At 71.4% G+C, this 18,315-nt stretch carries 16 protein-coding genes; 9 read left to right on the top strand and 7 right to left on the bottom strand.

Annotation, left to right across the window (positions count from 1 at the left end):
* Nucleotides 1–3: 3 nt before the first annotated feature.
* Both RWE79_RS01720 and RWE79_RS01715 read right to left on the bottom strand, forming a co-directional pair.
* Nucleotides 4–1,047, bottom strand: coding sequence for an LLM class F420-dependent oxidoreductase (locus RWE79_RS01720; RefSeq protein WP_475938208.1), 1,044 nt, complete (start codon nt 1,045–1,047; stop codon nt 4–6).
* Nucleotides 1,048–1,086: 39 nt separating this feature from the next.
* On the bottom strand, nt 1,087–2,763 hold the full coding sequence (locus RWE79_RS01715) for a class I adenylate-forming enzyme family protein (RefSeq protein ID WP_475938207.1): 1,677 nt from the start codon (nt 2,761–2,763) through the stop codon (nt 1,087–1,089).
* Nucleotides 2,764–2,989: 226 nt separating this feature from the next.
* Between RWE79_RS01715 and RWE79_RS01710 the strand changes: the two genes are divergently transcribed.
* Together RWE79_RS01710 and RWE79_RS01705 are read left to right on the top strand one after the other, a co-directional pair.
* Nucleotides 2,990–4,138 carry a CaiB/BaiF CoA transferase family protein gene (locus RWE79_RS01710; protein WP_475938206.1) on the top strand — a complete coding sequence of 383 codons (1,149 nt, stop codon included), beginning with the start codon at nt 2,990–2,992 and terminating at the stop codon, nt 4,136–4,138.
* Entirely contained in the window at nt 4,135–5,334 is a 1,200-nt protein-coding gene (locus tag RWE79_RS01705; RefSeq protein ID WP_475938205.1) for an acyl-CoA dehydrogenase family protein, read from the top strand. The genes RWE79_RS01710 and RWE79_RS01705 overlap by 4 nt, the downstream gene beginning before the upstream one ends.
* 83 nt (nt 5,335–5,417) lie before the next feature.
* On the opposite strand, the gene RWE79_RS01700 is transcribed toward RWE79_RS01705, so the two are convergent.
* The 5 genes from RWE79_RS01700 to RWE79_RS01680 form a co-directional block, all read right to left on the bottom strand.
* The gene (locus RWE79_RS01700) at nt 5,418–6,449 is read right to left on the bottom strand and encodes an ornithine cyclodeaminase (RefSeq protein ID WP_475938204.1); all 1,032 of its coding nucleotides are present in this window, start codon (nt 6,447–6,449) and stop codon (nt 5,418–5,420) included.
* Nucleotides 6,446–7,480, bottom strand: a complete 1,035-nt coding sequence (locus RWE79_RS01695; protein ID WP_475938203.1) for a cysteine synthase family protein — start codon at nt 7,478–7,480, stop codon at nt 6,446–6,448. The genes RWE79_RS01700 and RWE79_RS01695 overlap by 4 nt, the downstream gene beginning before the upstream one ends.
* 5 nt (nt 7,481–7,485) lie before the next feature.
* Nucleotides 7,486–8,388 carry an oxygenase MpaB family protein gene (locus tag RWE79_RS01690; protein WP_475938202.1) on the bottom strand — a complete coding sequence of 301 codons (903 nt, stop codon included), beginning with the start codon at nt 8,386–8,388 and terminating at the stop codon, nt 7,486–7,488.
* A gap of 28 nt (nt 8,389–8,416) precedes the next feature.
* On the bottom strand, nt 8,417–9,427 hold the full coding sequence (locus tag RWE79_RS01685; protein WP_475938201.1) for a terpene synthase family protein: 1,011 nt from the start codon (nt 9,425–9,427) through the stop codon (nt 8,417–8,419).
* Nucleotides 9,428–9,510: 83 nt separating this feature from the next.
* Nucleotides 9,511–10,941 carry an aldehyde dehydrogenase family protein gene (locus RWE79_RS01680; protein WP_475938200.1) on the bottom strand — a complete coding sequence of 477 codons (1,431 nt, stop codon included), beginning with the start codon at nt 10,939–10,941 and terminating at the stop codon, nt 9,511–9,513.
* Between the two features lie 285 nt (nt 10,942–11,226).
* Between RWE79_RS01680 and RWE79_RS01675 the strand changes: the two genes are divergently transcribed.
* The 7 genes from RWE79_RS01675 to RWE79_RS01645 all read left to right on the top strand — a co-directional run bounded on the left by RWE79_RS01675 (nt 11,227) and on the right by RWE79_RS01645 (nt 18,295).
* Nucleotides 11,227–11,976: a thioesterase II family protein gene (locus tag RWE79_RS01675; protein ID WP_475938199.1), complete on the top strand. Its 750-nt coding sequence runs from the start codon at nt 11,227–11,229 to the stop codon at nt 11,974–11,976.
* 188 nt (nt 11,977–12,164) lie between these two features.
* Complete coding sequence (locus RWE79_RS01670; protein WP_475938198.1) at nt 12,165–12,449, top strand: phosphopantetheine-binding protein; 285 nt, start codon at nt 12,165–12,167, stop codon at nt 12,447–12,449.
* Complete coding sequence (locus tag RWE79_RS01665; RefSeq protein WP_475938197.1) at nt 12,446–13,834, top strand: TrpB-like pyridoxal phosphate-dependent enzyme; 1,389 nt, start codon at nt 12,446–12,448, stop codon at nt 13,832–13,834. The genes RWE79_RS01670 and RWE79_RS01665 overlap by 4 nt, the downstream gene beginning before the upstream one ends.
* Entirely contained in the window at nt 13,831–15,054 is a 1,224-nt protein-coding gene (locus tag RWE79_RS01660; RefSeq protein WP_475938196.1) for an acyl-CoA dehydrogenase family protein, read from the top strand. The genes RWE79_RS01665 and RWE79_RS01660 overlap by 4 nt, the downstream gene beginning before the upstream one ends.
* Nucleotides 15,038–16,627, top strand: a complete 1,590-nt coding sequence (locus RWE79_RS01655; protein ID WP_475938195.1) for an amino acid adenylation domain-containing protein — start codon at nt 15,038–15,040, stop codon at nt 16,625–16,627. The genes RWE79_RS01660 and RWE79_RS01655 overlap by 17 nt, the downstream gene beginning before the upstream one ends.
* Nucleotides 16,624–17,460, top strand: a complete 837-nt coding sequence (locus tag RWE79_RS01650) for an alpha/beta hydrolase (RefSeq protein ID WP_475938194.1) — start codon at nt 16,624–16,626, stop codon at nt 17,458–17,460. Before RWE79_RS01655 ends, RWE79_RS01650 begins: the two co-directional genes overlap by 4 nt.
* Entirely contained in the window at nt 17,447–18,295 is an 849-nt protein-coding gene (locus RWE79_RS01645) for an enoyl-CoA hydratase/isomerase family protein (RefSeq protein ID WP_475938193.1), read from the top strand. Before RWE79_RS01650 ends, RWE79_RS01645 begins: the two co-directional genes overlap by 14 nt.
* Nucleotides 18,296–18,315: the final 20 nt, after the last annotated feature.

The raw sequence follows: 18,315 nt of genomic DNA, 5'->3' as shown, positions 1-18,315 counted from the left end.
CACTCAGCCGATGAGGTCCTTCAGCCGGGCGACGACCGACGCCTCGCTCTCGCCGTCCTGCGGCACGGGGACGATCTGGAGGTGGGTCACTCCCACCTCGCGATAGGCGTCCAGACGGTCCTTCACATAGCTCTCCGTGCCGCAGAGCGTGGTGGCCTCAAGGAGCGCGGCCGGGACGGTGGCTGCCGCCCCGGCCCTGTCGCCCGCCAGGAACAGCCGTTGGACCGCCTCGGCCTCCTTGGCGAAGCCGTACCGGCCGACCAGGTCGTAGTAGTAGTTGTGGCCGGGCGCGCCCATGCCTCCGATGAACAGGGCGAGCTGGCCCCGGGCCAGTTCCCGAGCGCGGGCCGCGTCCGGGCCGATGGCCAGCAGTCCGCCGGCCGAGATCTGCAAGGGGCCGAGCCGCGGGTCGCGGGCGGCGGCGCCGGCACGCAGCGCCGGCCCCCACACGCGGTCGCACCATTCGGGGACGAAGAACATCGGCAGCCAGCCGTCGGCTGTCCCGACCACCATCCGGACGTTCTTCGGGCCCAGCGCGGCGACCCATACCGGAATCGAGGGGCGGATCGGCGGCGTGAGCAGCTTCATGGGGATGCCGAGGCCGCTTCCGCGCCCTTCGGGCAGCGGCAGCCGCACGGAACTGCCGCTGTAGCTCACGGGCTTGTCGTGCTTCCAGAACGCACGCATGGTCTCGATTGTCTCGCGGGTGCGGGTGATCGGGGCGGCGAACGGCACCCCGTGGAGGCCCTCGACGACCTGCGGGCCCGAGGAACCCAGTCCCAGGTGACAGCGTCCGCCCGACAGCGCGTCGACGCCGGCGGCGGTCATGGCGAGCAGCGCGGGGGTGCGGCTGAAGACCGACAGGATGCCGGAGCCGATCTCGATCCGCTCGGTGCGGGCGGCGAGGAAGCCCATGAAGCTGGGGGCGTCGTAACCGTACGCCTCGGGGACCCAGATGAGGTCGAGTCCCGCGCTTTCGAGCTCGGCGACCTGTGCGGCCGCGCCGACGATGTCTCTGTCGTACCTGAGCTGCATGGAGATCTTCATGGTGATGGACTCCGATCCGGGGGAGGGGCGGCGGTGGGGTCAGCGGCCGGAGGAAGGGGTGTCGAGGCGCGTGAGGGCGGCCTCGGCGATGAGCTCGCGCACCCGGAACTTCTGGATCTTCCCGGAGGCGGTCAGGGGCAGCGCGTCGGCGACGAACCACTGCGTGGGGATCTTGTGGGGGGAGAGCCGCTCCCGGCAGCGCTCCAGGAGGAGCTCCGGGTCCGGACCCGCGGGGTGCTCGGAAGAGGGCAGCAGGACGGCAGCGACGACCTCGCCCCACAGGTCGTCCGGGACTCCCACCACGACGGCGTCACGGACGCCGGGCAGCGTGCTGAGGAAGGTCTCGATCGGGCCGGGGGCGATGTTCTCCCCGCCTCGGATGACGATGTCGCTCAACCGGCCCTCGATGCGGACGGCACCGGTGGCGTCCATTGATCCGAGGTCACCGGTGTGGACCCAGCCGTCCGGGTCCACCTTCTCCGCGGTGGCATCGGGGTCGCCGTAGTAGGAGAGCAGCTGCTGGTAGCCGCGGGCGCAGATCTCGCCGGGGACGCCGAGCGGCTGCACGCGTCCCGTATCCGGGTCGGCGATCTTGCAGGAGACGTGTGGAAGCGGCCGTCCGACGGTGCTGGTCTTGTACTCGGCCGTGTCCTCGGGCCGGGTGAGGGTGAGCACGGAGGCGAGTTCGGTCTGCCCGTAGAGGTTGAAGACGGTGGTCGAGAAGAGCTCCTCGGTTTCCGTGATGAGCTGCGCGCGCACCGGGGCGGCGCCGGTGAGGACCGCGGACAGCCGGGCCGGCTCGCCGGTGGCGGCCCGCGCGACATTGCCCAGCGCGGCCAGTACGGTCGGCACGCTGGTCAGCACCGCGCCGGGGGAGCGTCGCAGAACTTCGAACAGGACCTTGGGCTCGAAGCGCTCCAGCAAGGTGAAGGTGCCCTTGCTCCACAGCGGGCCGAGGCAGGAGATGACGGCTCCGGCGGTGTGGAACATCGGCAGCGGCGAGACCACGGTCGCGCCGTCCCGGACGCCGAGGCCCTCGAAGGTCAGCCGGGCGACGTTGACGACGGACCGGTGGGACAGCAGAACGGCCTTGGGGGCGCCGGTGGTGCCCGAGGTGAACTGGATCTGTGCGGGCACGCCCGCCTCGACGATCTCCTCGTGGGAGGGCAGCGGCGCACGCCCGTGCAGCGACTCCGGGTCGCCCAGCGAGAGGACGTGCCGCAGTCCGGGCAGGTCCGCCGCGACGGCGCGGGCCACCTCGGCCATGTCGTAGGCGCGGCCGCGGTCCGCGTGGATGAGCATCTGCGCCTCGGACGTACGCAGGACGTGCGCCAGCTCCTCGGGGCGCAGCGCCGGGTTGAGCGTCACCAGGGTCACCCCGGCCAGCGCCGCCGCGTACTCGATCATCGGCCACTCAGGTACGTTCGGTGCCCACAGGGCGACCCGTGCGCCGAGGCCGACGCGCTCGCGCATACCGGCGGCGATGCTCTCCGCCTCGGCGAGGAGCTGGGCGTAGGTCCAGTGGCGGGGCGCCGAACCGTCGTCCGGGATCGCCTCCAGGGCGATGGTGTCGGGGCGTTCGCCGGCGACTGCCCGCAGTAGCGAGCCGACGGTGTGGGGGGAGAGCGGGAGGGTGGTGTCCGCGAGCCGGATCGACTCCGTGAGTGCGCTGTCGGCCATGGTCCCTTCGGCGGACGGTGCGGTGATGGCGCGCATGGTGACTCTCCTCGGCGGTGTGCGGCGGTGCTGTCCGGGTGGAGTTCAGCCAAGCCGGGGCGCCGCTTCGCCGGATCCCCCGGCGGCTGGAAGCAGCTCCCTCGCGGGAGGGAACACGCAGATGGAGGCAGGTTCCGTACAGCTCCCGTCCAGCCCGTGCCGTCGGGGCGCCGGTAACGTGCACCCGCTCGTGCCCGCTCAACGGGCGCGTCGAAGGGGGAGTGGGATGCGGGTGGACGTGACGGCGAACCGACGGCACGGGCCGGTCGGGATGCGGGTCCTCGATCTGTCGAGGCTGTTGCCGGGCGGGTTCGCCACGGTGCTGTTGGCCGACCTCGGCGCTGACGTGATCAAGGTGGAGAGCCCTGACGGCGGCGACTACGGACGGCTGGTGGATCCCGCGACGTTCGCGGCGCTGAACCGCAACAAGCGGTCGGTCGTCATCGACGTGCGGGACCCGGCCGGGCGGGAGACGCTGCTGCGGCTGGTGGAGCGCAGTGACGCGGTCGTGGAGAGCTACCGGCCCGGTGTCCTGACGGGCATGGGGCTCGGTTACCGGCGATTGAGGGAGGCGAACCCGCGCGTGGTGCTCTGCTCGATCACCGGCTTCGGCCAGACCGGTCCGTACGCGACCAGACCCGGCCACGACCTCAACTTTCTGGCGCTTTCGGGGTTCTTCGCCGTACCCCATCGCCCCGGGGAGTCCGTCGACCGGGTCGGGGTACGGGTGGCCGACCTCGCGGGCGCGATGTACGCGGCCCTGTCCCTGGTGGTGGCGGTCGCCGCGGCCCGGAAGTCCGGCGAGGGCCAGCACCTGGACGTGTCGCTGCACGAGGCGGCGGCCGGCTGGGCGGGACCGCTCGCTCTGCCCCTGCTGGGGCTGGCCGACCCCGCCGACAGCCCGCTCGTCACCGGCGACAACGACGTGTTCACCGTGGCCGACGGCCGACGGATCGCCTTCGCGAGCTTCGAGGACAAGTTCTGGCTGGTGTTCAGGAAGGCGTTCGCCGCGGAGTTCCCCGAACTCGACGACGACAGATACGACCGCAGGGCCGACCGCACCCAAGCCCGCAAGGAGATCAGGGAGCTCCTCACGGACGTCTTCGCCCGTCGTGACCTGGCGTGGTGGTGCGCCGAGCTCTCCCGGCTGGACCTCCCCTGGGCGCCGGTGTACGAGACGCCGGGCGAGTTCCTCGCGGACGAGCACGTCGCGGCCCGCGACCTGGTGGGTGTCCTGCCGGGCTCGGGGACCGCGGAACCCTGTCGGCAGGTGAAGTTCCCGGTACGCTTCGGCGCCGGTCTCGACTCGCTGCGCAGCGCCGCCCCGGCGCACGGCGAGCACACCGCGGAGATCCTCGCGGAGCTGGAGGGATGAGCACCCGGAACCGGTCGACGGGCGGCTTCGCCGAGAGCGCGGAGCACCGGGCGCTGCGCGAGGCCGTCGCCGACTTCGCCCGGGCACGGGGACGGGGACGGGGCGAGGGCGGGGGCGGGGGCGGGCGCCTCGGCGGCCCCGAGCGTTCCCCGGAGGAGCTCTGGGCCGAGGCCGGAGAGCTGGGATATCTGGGGGTCAACCTGCCCGAGGAGTACGGCGGCGGGGGCTGCGGCATCACCGAACTCTCCATCGTCATGGAGGAACTGGGCGCGGCCGGCCGCCCGCTGCTCATGCTCGTGGTGTCGCCCGCGATCTGCGGAACGGTCATCAGCCGCTTCGGCACACCGGACCAGAAGCGGCGGCTGCTGCCGGGGCTCGCCGCCGGGACGTCCCGGATGGCCTTCGGGATCACGGAGCCGGACGCGGGGTCGAACTCCCACCGGCTGACCACCACCGCGCGCCGCGACGGCTCGGACTGGTTGCTGACCGGCCGCAAAGTGTTCGTCTCGGGAGTGGACGAATCCGACGCGACCCTGGTCGTGGGCCGTACGGAGGACGAGCGCAGCGGCAAGCTGAAGCCGTGTCTGTTCGTGGTCCCGCGCGACACCCCCGGCTTCGACTTCCGGGAGATCGAGATGGAACTCGACGCGCCGGAACGGCAGTTCCAGCTGTTCCTCGACGATGTGCGGCTGCCTGCCGACGCGCTGGTCGGTCACGAGGACGCCGGCCTGCAGCAGCTGTTCGCCGGCCTGAACCCCGAACGGATCATGATCGCCGCGTTCGCGGTGGGAATGGGCCGGTACGCCGTGGCGAAGGCGGTCGACTACGCCCGTACCCGCCAGGTGTGGTCGGCGCCGATCGGTGCGCACCAGGCGGTGGCGCATCCGCTCGCGCGGATCCACATCGAGCTGGAGCTGGCCCGGCTGATGACGCGCAAGGCCGCCGAACTGTACGACAGCGGCGACGACATGGCCGCGGGCGAGGCTGCGAACATGGCGAAGTACGCAGCCGCGGAGGCGGGCGCCCGTGCTGTCGACCAGGCGATTCACACGCTGGGCGGCAACGGGCTCACCTCCGAGTACGGCCTGGCGTCGCTGCTGACACTCTCCAGGGTGGCCCGGATCGCTCCGGTCAGCCGGGAGATGATCCTCAACTTCGTCTCCCACTACACGCTGGGGCTGCCGAAGTCCTACTGATCCGCCGGGCGACCCCGTCCCCCGGTGTGAGTCAAGGGCCCCGCGATCGCGGGGCCCTTGACTCACACCGCGCGATCTTCGGGTCAGCGCGCCAGCTGCAGACCGGCGCCCCGGGCCATCGCGCGCTCGTACACCGCGGCGGCCAACGCGATGTCGTGGACACCCATACCGAACGGGTTGATCACTACACGCTCGTGCTCCGCGACGGTCCGGTGGTAGCCGCCCGCGAACAGGGTGGGCAGCGCGGCGTCCACCGCACGGCCGCCCTCAAGGGCGGCCGTCCCGGGGCCGCTGACCCGGCCCGCGCGTGCGAGGACGCCGAGCAGGCGGTGGTCGTCGTCGACGACGAGGTCCCAGTCGTCGACGAACAGGTGGTCGCAGCCCAGCAGGAGGCTCTCCGCCGCGTCGTCCAGCGACACGTTGACGAACGTCCCGCCTGCCGGAACCCAGTCCAGTTCGACGTACGCCTCGGTCGTGGTGGTAACCGCGATGGTCAGCTGGGCCCGCTCGACGGCTGCGCGGGCGTCCTCCACAACGGTCACGGCGGTGGCGGGGTCGGCCGCGCGCCAGGTGGCGGCGAGTCCCCCGGCCCGTGCGGCGTCCCGGTCGAAGAGGAACAGCTCCTCGATGCCGGGACAGGCGGCGGCGAGCAGCTCACGATGGACCTCGGCCTGTCGGCCGCAGCCGAGGAAGGCCACCCGCGTGATCTTGGTCAGGTCGCGCACGGCCCGTACGGCGGCGATCGAGACGCCCGCGGTGCGCAGTGCGCTGATCCGGCCGCCCTCCATGATGCAGACGGGCCGCGCGGTCTCGCGGTCGTTCAGCACGATCAGCCCCGTGGCACGTGGCTGTCCGAGCAGTTGGTTGCCGAGCGACGCGTTGATGATCTTGCACCCGTAGCTGTCACCCGACCAGGCCGGGAGGATGAGACTGCGGGCGGATGCGCCGGAGCGGGTGGTCCAGCGCAGAGCGGCCTCGGGGGAGAGGCCGGCCTCCTTGCGTTCGTAGGCCAGCAGACTCTCGTGGGCGAGATCGACGATCGGCAGGTCCGCGGACAGCCGCTCCACATCGGTGCTGTCGAGGTAGGTGAGGGTGGTGTCGGGGTGTCCGGTCATCGATCGGCCTTCTGTTCGGATTGGACGTGGTCGAGCAGGGTCAGTGCCGCGCGGATCTCCTCGTCGGGATCCGGCACGCCGTCGGCCGGTGCCCCGTGCAGCTGTGGGTACTTCTCACCGCTGTCCGGGCAGACGCACGCGATCTCCCGCAGCGAGGGATCCAGACGGGCCCGGACGACCGCGGCGAGCACCGCCGCGCCACTGCTGCCGCCGAGCGAGATCCCGGTCCGGCGCAGCACCAGGGAACAGGCCGTCGCGGCCGCCGAGTCCCGGATGCGTACGACGTGGTCCCAGTGGTGCGGCTCGATGAACCCGGAGACCCGCCCGGAACCGAAACCCATCAGCTTGAAGGGCCGTTCGGCGGGTGCCCCGCCGAGCGCCGACGAGCCCACGGCGTCCGCCGCGATGATCCGGGTCGCCGGCAGGTTGTCCCGGAAGCACTGGGCGATGCCGGCGAGCGTGCCTCCGGTCGAAACGGCCACGGCGACGGCGTCGAACCGGCCGTCGGGCGCGCCTTTCATCAGCTCGGTGGCGGTCTGCCACTCGTGCACCCCGGGGTTGGCGGGGCACTCGTACTGATTGGTCCACACGGCGTCGGGATCCGCCGCCAGGATCTCGCGTACCACCTGGAGCCGTGCGCCGAGCGTCCGGCCTCCCGGGACCTCGCGCACGGTCACCACGTCCGCCCCGAACGCGGTCATCCGCTCGACGCTGCTGCGGGGCGTGGTGGGCTCGATGACCAGCGTGCAGTCGTAACCGCGTTCCGCGCACAGGCCGGCGAGCGCCACCCCGAGATTGCCGGAGGTCGACTCGATCACGCGCATGCCCGGCCGCAGTGCCCCGGAGGCCTCCAGCGAGGACAGCAGGGCCTCGGCCGTGCGGGCCTTGATGGAGCCGAAGCGGTTCTCGGACTCCAGCTTGAGCCAGATCCGTACGGTCCGGTCGCCGACCGGGACACGGACGGGGAGCAGGGGAGTGTCTCCGATAGCGGAGGAAGCCGCGGGAACCACGAGAGCTGTGGGTTCCGTCATGGTGCTCAGTCCTTGAGGCTGTCGACGCGGGCCGCCGGCTGATGCCGTACGGGAGGGACGGTTCGGTGCGGGCCGATGTCGGCGAGGTCGTAGCCGGCCGGGTAGCCGGGGTACGTCCGGGCGGTCGGCCGGGTCATGAGCCGCGCCGTCAACCTGGGGGCGACCTGCTCGGCACGGGCGTGACCGCGCAGCCCCACGCCGTTGAGGGCCCGGGCCCAGAGGGGCGGTCTGCGCATGCCGAGGGCGTCCAGCGCGGGGCCGTCGAGGCGGCACGGCAGGGTGGCGGACACCAGGTCCCGGACCGGGCGCCGGTACCAGGACGCGTAGAGGTTGATGATGGCGGAACCGACGCGGTGGTTGCTCGCGGCCCTGCGGAAGCGCGCCCGCTCGTACTCCCGGTTGAACTCCTCGAACGTCGCGTAGTCGGTGGGGATCTCGCGGATGTTCATCCGCTTGCCGACATTGGCGAAGAAGTAGAAGGCGGCGAGCCGCTCGGTCCCGCTGGTTCTGCGCCATGCCCAGTGGTCGATCCAGCGCACGGGTTCGAAGACGAACGTCGACAGGACGTAGAGCATGTCCTCGTTCGCGATGTCGAACCTGCGGTGCGCGTTGTTGATCTGCCGTATCGCCTGGCGCCCGGGCTCGGATTCGTATCCGCCGCGGACCAGTTCGCCGAGGAGGATGCGGGTGTCGTCGTAGCGCTTCTGCGCCCGCAGCGCGAACTCGCCCGTGCCGTCCAGCACCTCGGAGATGGCGGGCACGCAGCAGGTGCGCCAGATGGCGACTTCGAGTCCGCGACCGTAGTCCCAGGGGAATTCGCGGTCGGAGGATATGCGGTGGATCTCCTCGTGGTCCGCTTTCGGATCGAGGGTTTCAAGGTGTTTGAGTGTCGCGTAACGGTCTCGCATCCGTACCCCGTTCACGGTGAGAAGTCGGCTACAGCGGAGTGGACCCGGTGGCGCTGGTGACCTCGGGCCGGGTGGGGTCGAAGCGCAGCGTCTCGAAACGCCACTTCAATTGACCGGTCAGCCAGCTGCGCAGCCCGGCGATGTGCCGCTCCAGCCGGTCCTCCGGGAACAGGGCGCGCAGTTCGGGCGTGAGCCGGTCCGCGAAGGTGGCGCTGAGCTCGGTGAACCGGTCGAAGCGGCCCTGGATCATCACGCCCACCGCATCGGCGGAGGCCTGCAGGTCGGTGCCGTGCGCGTGCTGGTGGACGAGGACGAGATTGTGCGGGTCGCCCAGCAGCGCCTCCTTCTCGCATGAGAAAAGGTCGTTGGTCCACAGGTCGGCGTCGGACAGCGCCGCGTTCATCTCGGCGAACTCCGGGAGGCCGTAGATCTCCTCGGGCACCGCGGCGTGCGTGGTGACCTCGATGAGGTCGAGGTAGGGCATGAGGGCCCGGCCGCGCATGGCGATGTACTCGTCGAGGTCCGGCACCCGTCCGGTGAGCCGGTTCTCCGACTCCTGGACGCAGGTCTCGAAGAACGCGCCGATGTGCCCGGCGAGCCGGGCCCGCCACGTGGGGGAGGTGAGCGGAGCGGTGCGGCGCCACAGGTCCGCGTAGGCCGGCCGGAACACCGCGGTGATCGAGTGACCCGGTACGGGTGCGGCCGCGTCGTCGACGGAGCCGTCGGCGGTGAACCAGCCGAGCACCTCGTCGCACACCTTGCGCAGCCGTGCCGGGTCGGTGCCGAGCGAGGTCTCGTCGAACTGGTCGTCGAGCACCAGCATGGTGCTGATCCAGTCGGTCACCAGCTGGAGTTCGGACGCTCCCGCGTGCGGATAGGCACGGCCCATCAGGGTGCCGAGCAGGGAGCGCTCGTGGTGGTGGCGCGCCGCCTCGTCGGGGGCCAGCCCGTAGCGGGCCACGAAGGCGCGCGTACCCGCTTCCGCCTGTTCGGCGTACGGGCTGAGCTCGGCTGGGAATTCCACATGGATGTGAGGCATGCGCAGGGGCACGGTGTCACCCGTCGTTCGGTGAGGAGGGATGGAGGCGGCAGGCGGAAGCGGCGCACGCGAGGAAGCGCGGCTCACCCGGGCAGTTGGAGGGACTTGACCTCCTGGAACTCCTGGATGCCGTGGCGGCCCAGTTCGCGCCCGGTGCCCGACTGCTTGTAGCCGCCGAAGGGCGCGGCGCCGTTGAACCCGGCGTCGTTGATGTCGACCTGGCCGACACGCAGCCGACGGGCCACGGAGACGGCCCGGTCGGTGTCGGCGGACCAGACAGTCGCCGCGAGGCCGTACTCGGACTGGTTGGCCAGGCACACGGCGTCCGCGTCGTCGTCGAACGCCATGACGGCCAGAACGGGGCCGAAGATCTCCTCCCGGGCCAGTGCGGAGGAGGGGTCCACGTCGGTCCAGACGCTCGGCGTCACGAAGTGCCCGGCGTGCGGCGGACGGGCCGCGGGGTCGGGTCCGGCCACCTGGCGCGCCCCGTCGGCGGCGGCCCGGGCAAGATGACCGAGGACGCGTTCCCGCTGCTGCGCGGAGACGAGCGGCCCCAGCAGGCACGCCGGGTCCTCAGGATCGCCCGGCAGGTAGGCGGCGACGACCGACCGGGCCACGTCGAGCGCCTCGTCCAGCCGGTGCCGCGGTACGAGCAGCCGGGTGCGGGCGGAGCAGGTCTGCCCGGCGTTGTGCAGGGCGCTTCTGACACCGTCCTCGACCGCGGTCGCCAGGTCGGCGTCGGACAGGACGAGGGTCGCGGACTTGCCTCCCAGCTCCAGGCAGGTCCGCTTGACCGTACGGGCGGCGGCCTCGCCGATCCGCCGGCCGGCCTCCAGTGAACCGGTGAACGACACCATGTCCACACCGTCGGCGGCCGCGAGCGTGGCTCCCGCCGTGTTCCCTCGGCCGGGCACGAGATTGAAGACCCCGGGGGGCAGGCCGATGCCGTCGATCAGCCCGGTCAGCGCGTAGGCGGACAGCGGGGCGAGTTCGCTCGGCTTGAGCACGAGGGTGCAGCCCGCCGCGAGAGCCGCGCCGACCTTGGCGATCGCCTGGTGGAGTGGGTAGTTCCAGGGAGTGATGGCGGCGACCACACCGACCGGTTCCCGCACCACGAGGGAATGCCCGATCCGCTCCTTTGCCGTGGCCGCGGAGAGCGCGTCGATGAAACCGTTGAGCACCCTGACCGGCAGGCCCAGCTGTACGCGCCGGGAGAACGTGATCGGTGAACCCATCTCACGGGTGACCGTCAGGGCCAGCTCCTCCTGGTGCTTCGTCAGCGCGTCGCGCAGGGCGGACAGCGCCGCGATCCGTTCCGCCGGGCCGGTCGTGGACCAGTCGGGCAGGGCGGAGCGGGCCATGTCGACCGCGCGCCCGACGTCCTCGCCGCCGCAGTCGGGAACCTCAGCGACGACCTGCCCGGTCGCCGGGTTTTCGACGGCGATGGTCCCGACGGCGATGGGCGCGGCCCATCGGCCACCGAGATAGACCGACCGCATTGGCAATGAATTCATGGTGTGACAGGTCTCTTTCGGCAGGACCGGATGCATCGGGAATCCGGCTGGCGAGTGGGCGCAGGACAGCAAAAGTCCCGAAGTGATTGCGTCCCACTGTACGGATCGCCCGGCGTGCCGACTGGATGAATTCTGTACGGGAAACTGCCGCCTTTAAAGGGTGATGACGTCCCGCGAAAAAGGGGTTACAGTGCGAGGCTTGAAATGCCGTGGCGCAGAACAGGCCCGGTCGTGGGAAAGACCTCAGGGAGAAGGCCACCAGTGATCCCCGCACCCGTACGTGCCGTGAACTCCGTCGGTCGCTGGCTCCGCCGGCCCCGCCCGGTGGCGAACCCCCGGCTGCGCCTGGTCTGTCTGCCGCACGGCGGTGGCACCGCGGGCGCCTTCTACGGCTGGACGGCCTGGCTGCCGGCCGACGTGGAGCTGGTCGCGGTGCAGTACCCCGGCCGACAGGACCGTTTCGGCGAACCGTGCCTGCGGGACATGGGCGAGCTCGCCGACGCTGTCGCGCAGGCGCTGCTGCCGCTCCTCGACAGGCCCGTGGCCCTCTTCGGGCACAGCATGGGCGCGGCCCTGGCGTACGAGGTCACGCTGCGTCTGGAGACCCAGTACCGGGCCAGGCCGCGGCAGTTGTTCGTCTCGGGCCGCGCCTCCCCGACGCGCCCGGGGGAAGGACGGGACCTGCATCTGCGGGACGACGCCGCGATGTTGGCGGGCCTTGTGGAACTGGGCGGTATGGACGAGGCGGTGACCGCGGACCCGGAACTCTTGGCGCTGCTGATGCCCTCGTTCCGTGCCGACCTGCGGCTGATCGAGACCTACCGGCCCCGCGGTGCGCGGCCGGTGACGGTCCCCGTGACGGCCTACACCGGCGACGCGGACCCCGGCGTGCCGGTGCCGGACGTCGCCGCGTGGGCCGACCTGGCAGCCGGTGAATTCGATGTGCGTGTCTTTCCCGGAGGGCACTTCTATCTCGTGGACCGGGGAACGGAGGTTGTCGCGGATATTTCCGAACGTCTTGCCCTCGTTCGTTGAGATGATATCTTCCGGATGGACGACGCCCGAACGATTGTGAAGGCGGTTCCCATTCGGAGTCCCGGTCTGCGCCGTCGTGTTCGTGGCCGTTCTCTTCGGATTTCCCGTCCCGACGCGCGGCACACTCCTGCCGGTCGGATATGCGCCCGGAACCGGTGGATTCGAAATGTGTCAGAGGAGTCCTTTCAATGTTGAATGACGATGATGTGGCGATCCGCGTCCGCGAGATCATGGTGGAGGCCCTGGACCTCCGGCTGAACCCGGAGGACATCGATCCCGGTGTCTCCCTGTACTCGCCGGTGATCCAGCTCGACTCGCTGAACCTGCTCCAGCTCCTTCTCGCCGTGGAGGCCGAGTTCGGCGGCCACATCGAGGACGAGGACGTCATGGAGGCCGACCTCGAGAACGTCGGTGACGTCATCGACCTCGTCCGCCGGCACATCACGGCGCTTCGGACGGAGACCGCAGCATGAGGACGTCGCGCAATCAGTTCCTGCTGGACGAGGAGGACGTCCCGACCCACTGGTACAACATCCTCGCCGACCTCGACGTACCGTCCTCCGACGTACGCCGCGCCCGGCCGGCCGCGGAACCGGCGGCCGGCGCCAAGGCGGCTGCGCCCAACCTCCCGCTGTCCATGTACCGGGCCAGCGTCGGCACCGAACGGCATGTGAAGATCCCGGACCCGGTGCGCGAGCAGTACCAACGCTGGCGTCCCACCCCGCTGATCCGGGCCCACCGCCTGGAGCAGGCCTTGGGCACCCCCGCTCACATCTACTACAAGTACGAGGGTGCCAACGCCGCCGGCAGCCACAAGCTCAACTCCGCTCTGGCCCAGGCCCATTACTACAAGCAGGCCGGCGTCCAGGAGATCACCACCGGCACCGGGGCCGGGCAGTGGGGCACCGCCCTGTCGATGGCCTGCCACGCGCTCGACCTCGCCTGCACGGTCTTCATGGTGCGCTGCAGCCATGCGCAGAAGCCGTACCGCCGGGTGCTCATGGAGCTCAACGGCGCCTGCGTCATCCCCAGCCCCAGCGGCACGACCGAGGCCGGCCGCGCCCTTCTCGCGGCCTCGCCCGACACCGACGGCAGCGTGGCGATCGCCAACGCCGAGGCCCTCGAACACGCCCAGAGGGTGAACCGGGGCGCGTTCGCGGTCGGCAGCGGCGAGAATCACGTCCTGCTCCACCAGACGGTCATCGGTGAAGAGGCCCTGCGCCAGATGGAACTCGCCGGAGAGTTTCCCGATGTCGTCATCGGAGCCATGGGGGCCGGCAGCAACTTCGCGGGCCTGGCGTTCCCCTTCTACCGGGAGAAGCTCCGCACCGGAGCCGCCACCCGGCTCGTGGCGGTGGAGCCCGAGGCGTGCCCCAAGATGACGCGCGGCCGCTACGCCTGGGACTACAACGACTTCTCGGGCACGACACCCATGACGAAGATGTACACGCTGGGCCACACCTTCGTAGCCCCCGGCGTGCACGCCGGGGGCCTGCGCTACCACGGCGCGGCGCCCCTGGTCAGCGCCCTGTACGCGCGCGGTCTGATGGAGGCCGTCGCCTACGGCCAGAAGGAGGTGTTCGACGCCGGGGCGTTCTTCGCACGCACGGAGAACCTCGTCCCCGCCCCCGAGTCGGCACACGCCGTCAAGTGCGCCATCGACGAGGCCGTCCGCGCCCGGGAGGAGAACCGTCCGCGCGTCATCCTTTTCAACGTCAGCGGCCACGGCATGCTCGACCTCTCCGCCTACGACCAGTACCTGGCGGGCGAGCTTGAGGACCACCCCATCTCCGACAGCCACATCGCCGCGTCGCTGGCCGCCCTGCCGGACGTAGAACCCGTCGGCAGCCGCTCATGAACCTCGCCCCGGACGAGGAGCAGACGGCGCTCGCCCAACGGCTGCGCTCCCTCGGAGCCACTGCCCTGGGCGCCGACATCGAGACGCGCGACCGCACCCAGCGGCTCCAGCCCGGCGACTGGCAGCGCTGCGCGGAGGCCGGCGTCCTCGGGCTCCCCGTGCCGAACGAGTACGGAGGACTTGGTCTGGACGCGCTGACCTGCGCGATCGCCCTGGAGGGCCTGGGCGCCGGCTGCCGGGACAACGGGCTGATGATCGCGCTCGGCGCGCACATCTGGGCCGTGGAACTGCCCCTGATCGAGTTCGGCACCCCGGAACAGAAGCAGCGCTATCTGCCCGCCCTGTGCGACGGCCGGACGGTCGGCGCCCACGCGATCACCGAGGCCGGAGCCGGGTCGGACGCTCTTGCCCTGGCAGCCACCGCCCGCCGGGACGGGGACCACTACGTCCTGGACGGCGTCAAGCGGTTCATCACCAACGCCCCGATCGCCGACGTGTTCATCGTCTACGCCACCGTCAATCCCGCCCTGGGGTTCACCGGCGTCACCGCCTTCCTGGTCGAGCGGGGCCAGGAAGGACTGACCGTCGAGACCCGGTTCGAGAAGGCCGGACTGCGCACCGCGCCGTGGGGCGAGGTCACCCTCCGCGACTGCCGTGTCCCGGTCGTCGCGCGGCTCGGGGCCGAGAAGCAGGGTTCGCGGATCCTCTCCAGGACCATGGCCTGGGAGCGCGCGCTCATCCTGGCGCCGCTGCTCGGCACGATGAGCCGTCAGATCGACCAATGCGTCCGCCACGCCCGGGGACGCGAGCAGTTCGGGCGGAACATCGGCCGTTTCCAGTCCGTGGCGAACAGGATCGTCGACATGCAGATCCGGCTGGAGGAGGCCAGGCTGCTGACCCATCGCGCCGCCTGGGACCTCGCGCAGGGCACCCCCTCGTACTTCGCGGAGGCGGCGCAGTTGCGGACCAGCGAATCGGCCGTCGAGACCTTCCTCGACGCCCTGCAGGTGTACGGCGGACTCGGCTACACGACCAGCACGGACATCGAACGGAATCTGCGCGACGCGCTCGGTACCCGGATCTCCTCCGGGACCTCCGACATGCAGCGGCTCGTGATGGCGGACAAGCTCGGCCTCACGTCCAGTACGCGCGACACGACAACGACGGGCCCGCACGGTGCCCCGAGCACCGCGGGAGGACGCCATGCGCACGCTCGATGAGCTGCTGACCCGGGCCGCGACCGAATGGCCGGCGGCCGAGGCTGTCCGCCACCGGGGCGCCGCGCTCGACTACGCCGAGCTGGACCGGGCCGCGAGCGCCCTCGCCGCGACGCTGCGCCAGGCGGGGGTGAGGCCCGGCGACCGGGTGGCGATGTGGATGGCCAAGTCGACCGAGACGGTCGTGGCCCTGCACGCGGTCCTCAAGTGCGGGGCCGCCTATGTGCCGGTGGACCCGGCGGTGCCGGCCGCCCGCGCCGCCTACATCCTCGACGACTGCGCCGTGAGCTGCCTGATCGCCGACGAGGCGCGGCTCGCCCTGCTGGCGGAAGGTGGCCGGCCCGCCGGTCTGCGGACCGCCGTGGTGCTCGGCCAGGCGCCCGCCACGCGGACGGATCCGGCCGACGCGGGCGGCATCCGGCGGATCGGCTGGGATGAGGCCGTCCGGCGTATGGTCGTGCCCGACGGGTTCGCACCCCCGGCCGTGGGCCCCGACGACCTGGCCTACGTCTTGTACACCTCGGGATCCACCGGAACGCCCAAGGGCGTCATGCTCTCCCACCGCAACGCCCTGGCGTTCGTGGACTGGGCGGTGACCGAGTTCGGGCTGACGCCCGAGGACCGGCTGTCGTCACACGCACCGGTCCACTTCGACCTGTCCGTCTTCGACGTGTTCGCCGCCGTGAGCGCCGGAGCCTGCTTGGTCCTGGTGCCGGAAAACCAGAAGGCCCTGGGAACGGCGCTGAACCGGCTGGTCGCCGAGGAGGGGATCACCGTCTGGTACTCGGTCCCGGGCGCGTTGATCAGGATGCTCGACGCGAAGAACCGCGCGCTGCTGGAGGCTTCCCGGCTCAGGACGGTGCTCTTCGCGGGCGAGCCGTTCGCGCTCAAGCACCTGCGCCGGCTGAGGGAGACGCTGCCGGAGGCGGACCTGCACAACCTCTACGGGCCGACGGAGACGAACGTCTGCACCCACCACAAGGTGACGGACGCCGATCTGGGGCCGGACCGCACCGGACCGCCGCCCATCGGCCGGCCCTGCCCGTACGCCGAGGCGCTGCTCCTCGACGTCGACGGCCGAACGGTTCCCGATGTGAAGGGCGCCGAGGGCGAACTGTGCATCACCGGCGACTCGGTGATGCTCGGCTACTGGGGGCACGACCCGGTCGATGCCCCGGCCGGGGAGCCGCGGACCCATCGCACGGGCGACATCGTCGTGTCGCGGGGCGAACTCGGCTACACGTACCTCGGACGCCGCGACCACATGGTCAAGATACGCGGATACCGGGTCGAGCCGGAGGAGATCGAGGCCGTTCTGATGGGGCTGCCGACCGTGCACGAAGCGGTCTGCGTCGCGGTCCTGGACGCCGCCGGCGGCACGGCACTGGAGGCGTACGTGGTGCCCGGCGAGGGGACGGCGCCGGACGTCGCGGAGCTGCGCGCGCGCTGCCTCGACGCGCTGCCCCGCTACATGGTGCCCCGCGCGTTCCACCTGGTCGAGGGATTCCCCAGGACCTCCACCGGCAAGACCGACCGCAGGGCCCTGGCCGCCCGCCCGGTCCGGGAGGCCGTATGACCGCCCGTGTGCTGGCCCTTCGCCGGCCGAGCCGGGTGCTGGGCCGGGAGAAGGGCGTCAACGTCGTCCTGCCCGGTGGCTACTCCGAGCACGGTCCGCCGCATCCGGTGCTCTATCTGCTGCACGGCTACGGAGGGGGCAAGGACACCTGGCTGGTGAACACCCGCCTGGTCGATCTGCTCCAGGACAGCCGGACCGTCGTCGTCCTCCCGCAGAGCGGCCGCCGCTGGTTCATCAACGACCACGCCGGTCTGCGGTACGAGGACCACTTCGTCCACGAGCTGGTGCCGGCGATCGACGAGCGTTTCAACACCCTCGCCCACCGGTCGGGCCGTGCCGTCGGCGGCTTCTCGATGGGCGGCGCCACCGCGCTGTTCCTGGGACTGCGGCACCGCGCGGTCTTCGGCGCGGTGGCCTCGCACGCCGGGGCCTTCGAGGCTCCGCTCAGGGTTGGCGACCCGTATGCCCGATTCCGTGCCGACCCCGGTTTCGCGATGCCGTCGGTGGACAGCCACGAGCGGGTCTGGGGCCCGCCGGGCAGCGAGACCCGGCACCGCTACGACCCGTACCGCCTGATCGGGCAGGGCGCCACGACCCCGGCGCCGGCCCTGTACCTCGACATCGGGACGGAGGACTACGACCGCATGCGGGCCATGAACCACCGGGTGAGAGACGCCCTGCTCGCGCGGGGCCACCAGGTGGAGTACCACGAGCGGCCGGGCGGCCACGACTGGTGGTTCGTCGACCACGCGCTGCCCGCGTCGCTGGGCTTTGTCGAGCGCCATCTGAAGGGCACGCCGGAAAGGGGACCCGTCGCGTATGGGCGCATCTGAATCCGCGCGGCCGCCCCTGCTGGTGGAGCGGGCCACCCCCGGGATCGTGGTCGCCACGCTGAACCGGCCCGCCCGCAGGAACGCCCTCGACGAGGACCTGTTCGCGCGGCTGACCGCACTGTGCGCCGAGCTGCGGGCGGACGCGTCGGCGCGGGTCCTCGTGCTGGACGGGGCGGGGGGCACGTTCTGCGCCGGCTACGACATCGCAGAGGTGGACCGGATCGCCGGCCTGCCGCCACTTGAGCTGCTCGCCCTGCTGCACCGCCAGGCGACGGCGATCACCGGGCTGCGTGACCTGCCACAGGCCGTGATCGCCGCGGTCGACGGCACCGCGATCGGCGCCGGACTCTCCCTCGCGCTCGCCGCCGACATCCGGCTGGCGGACCCGGGAGCCCGGTTCCGGGCCTCCTTCGTGAAGATGGGCCTGTCCGGCGGTGACATGGGCGCGTCCTGGCTGCTGCCGCGGCTCACCGGCCTGGGATTCGCCTCCGAGATGATGCTGACCGGCCGGTACGTGACCGCGCCGGAGGCCGTCGAGCGGGGGCTGGCGAACCGGCTGACCGACCCCGGCGGGCTGCGTGAGGCCGCCCTGGCCCTGGCCGCGGAGATCGCGGCCAACAGCCCGGTCGCGGTCTCCCTCACCAAGCAGGTACTGCAGAGCAACACCGACGCCCCCTCGCTGGCGGTCGCCCTGGAACGGGAGGCCCCCGCCCAGGTCGTGGCCGCCAACTCGCCGGACGTACGTGAAGCCGTGGCGGCGTTCCGGTCACGCCGGGCGCCCCGCTTCGACGGCGCCACCGAAGGGCCGGACCACACGAGCGAACCGGGCAATTGATCATCGCCGCATCGGAAGGA

The organism is Streptomyces sp. RLA131 (genome assembly GCF_056270125.1).
Note: the sequence above shows the minus strand (reverse complement) of the source record. Positions and strands in the feature narration are given on the sequence as shown.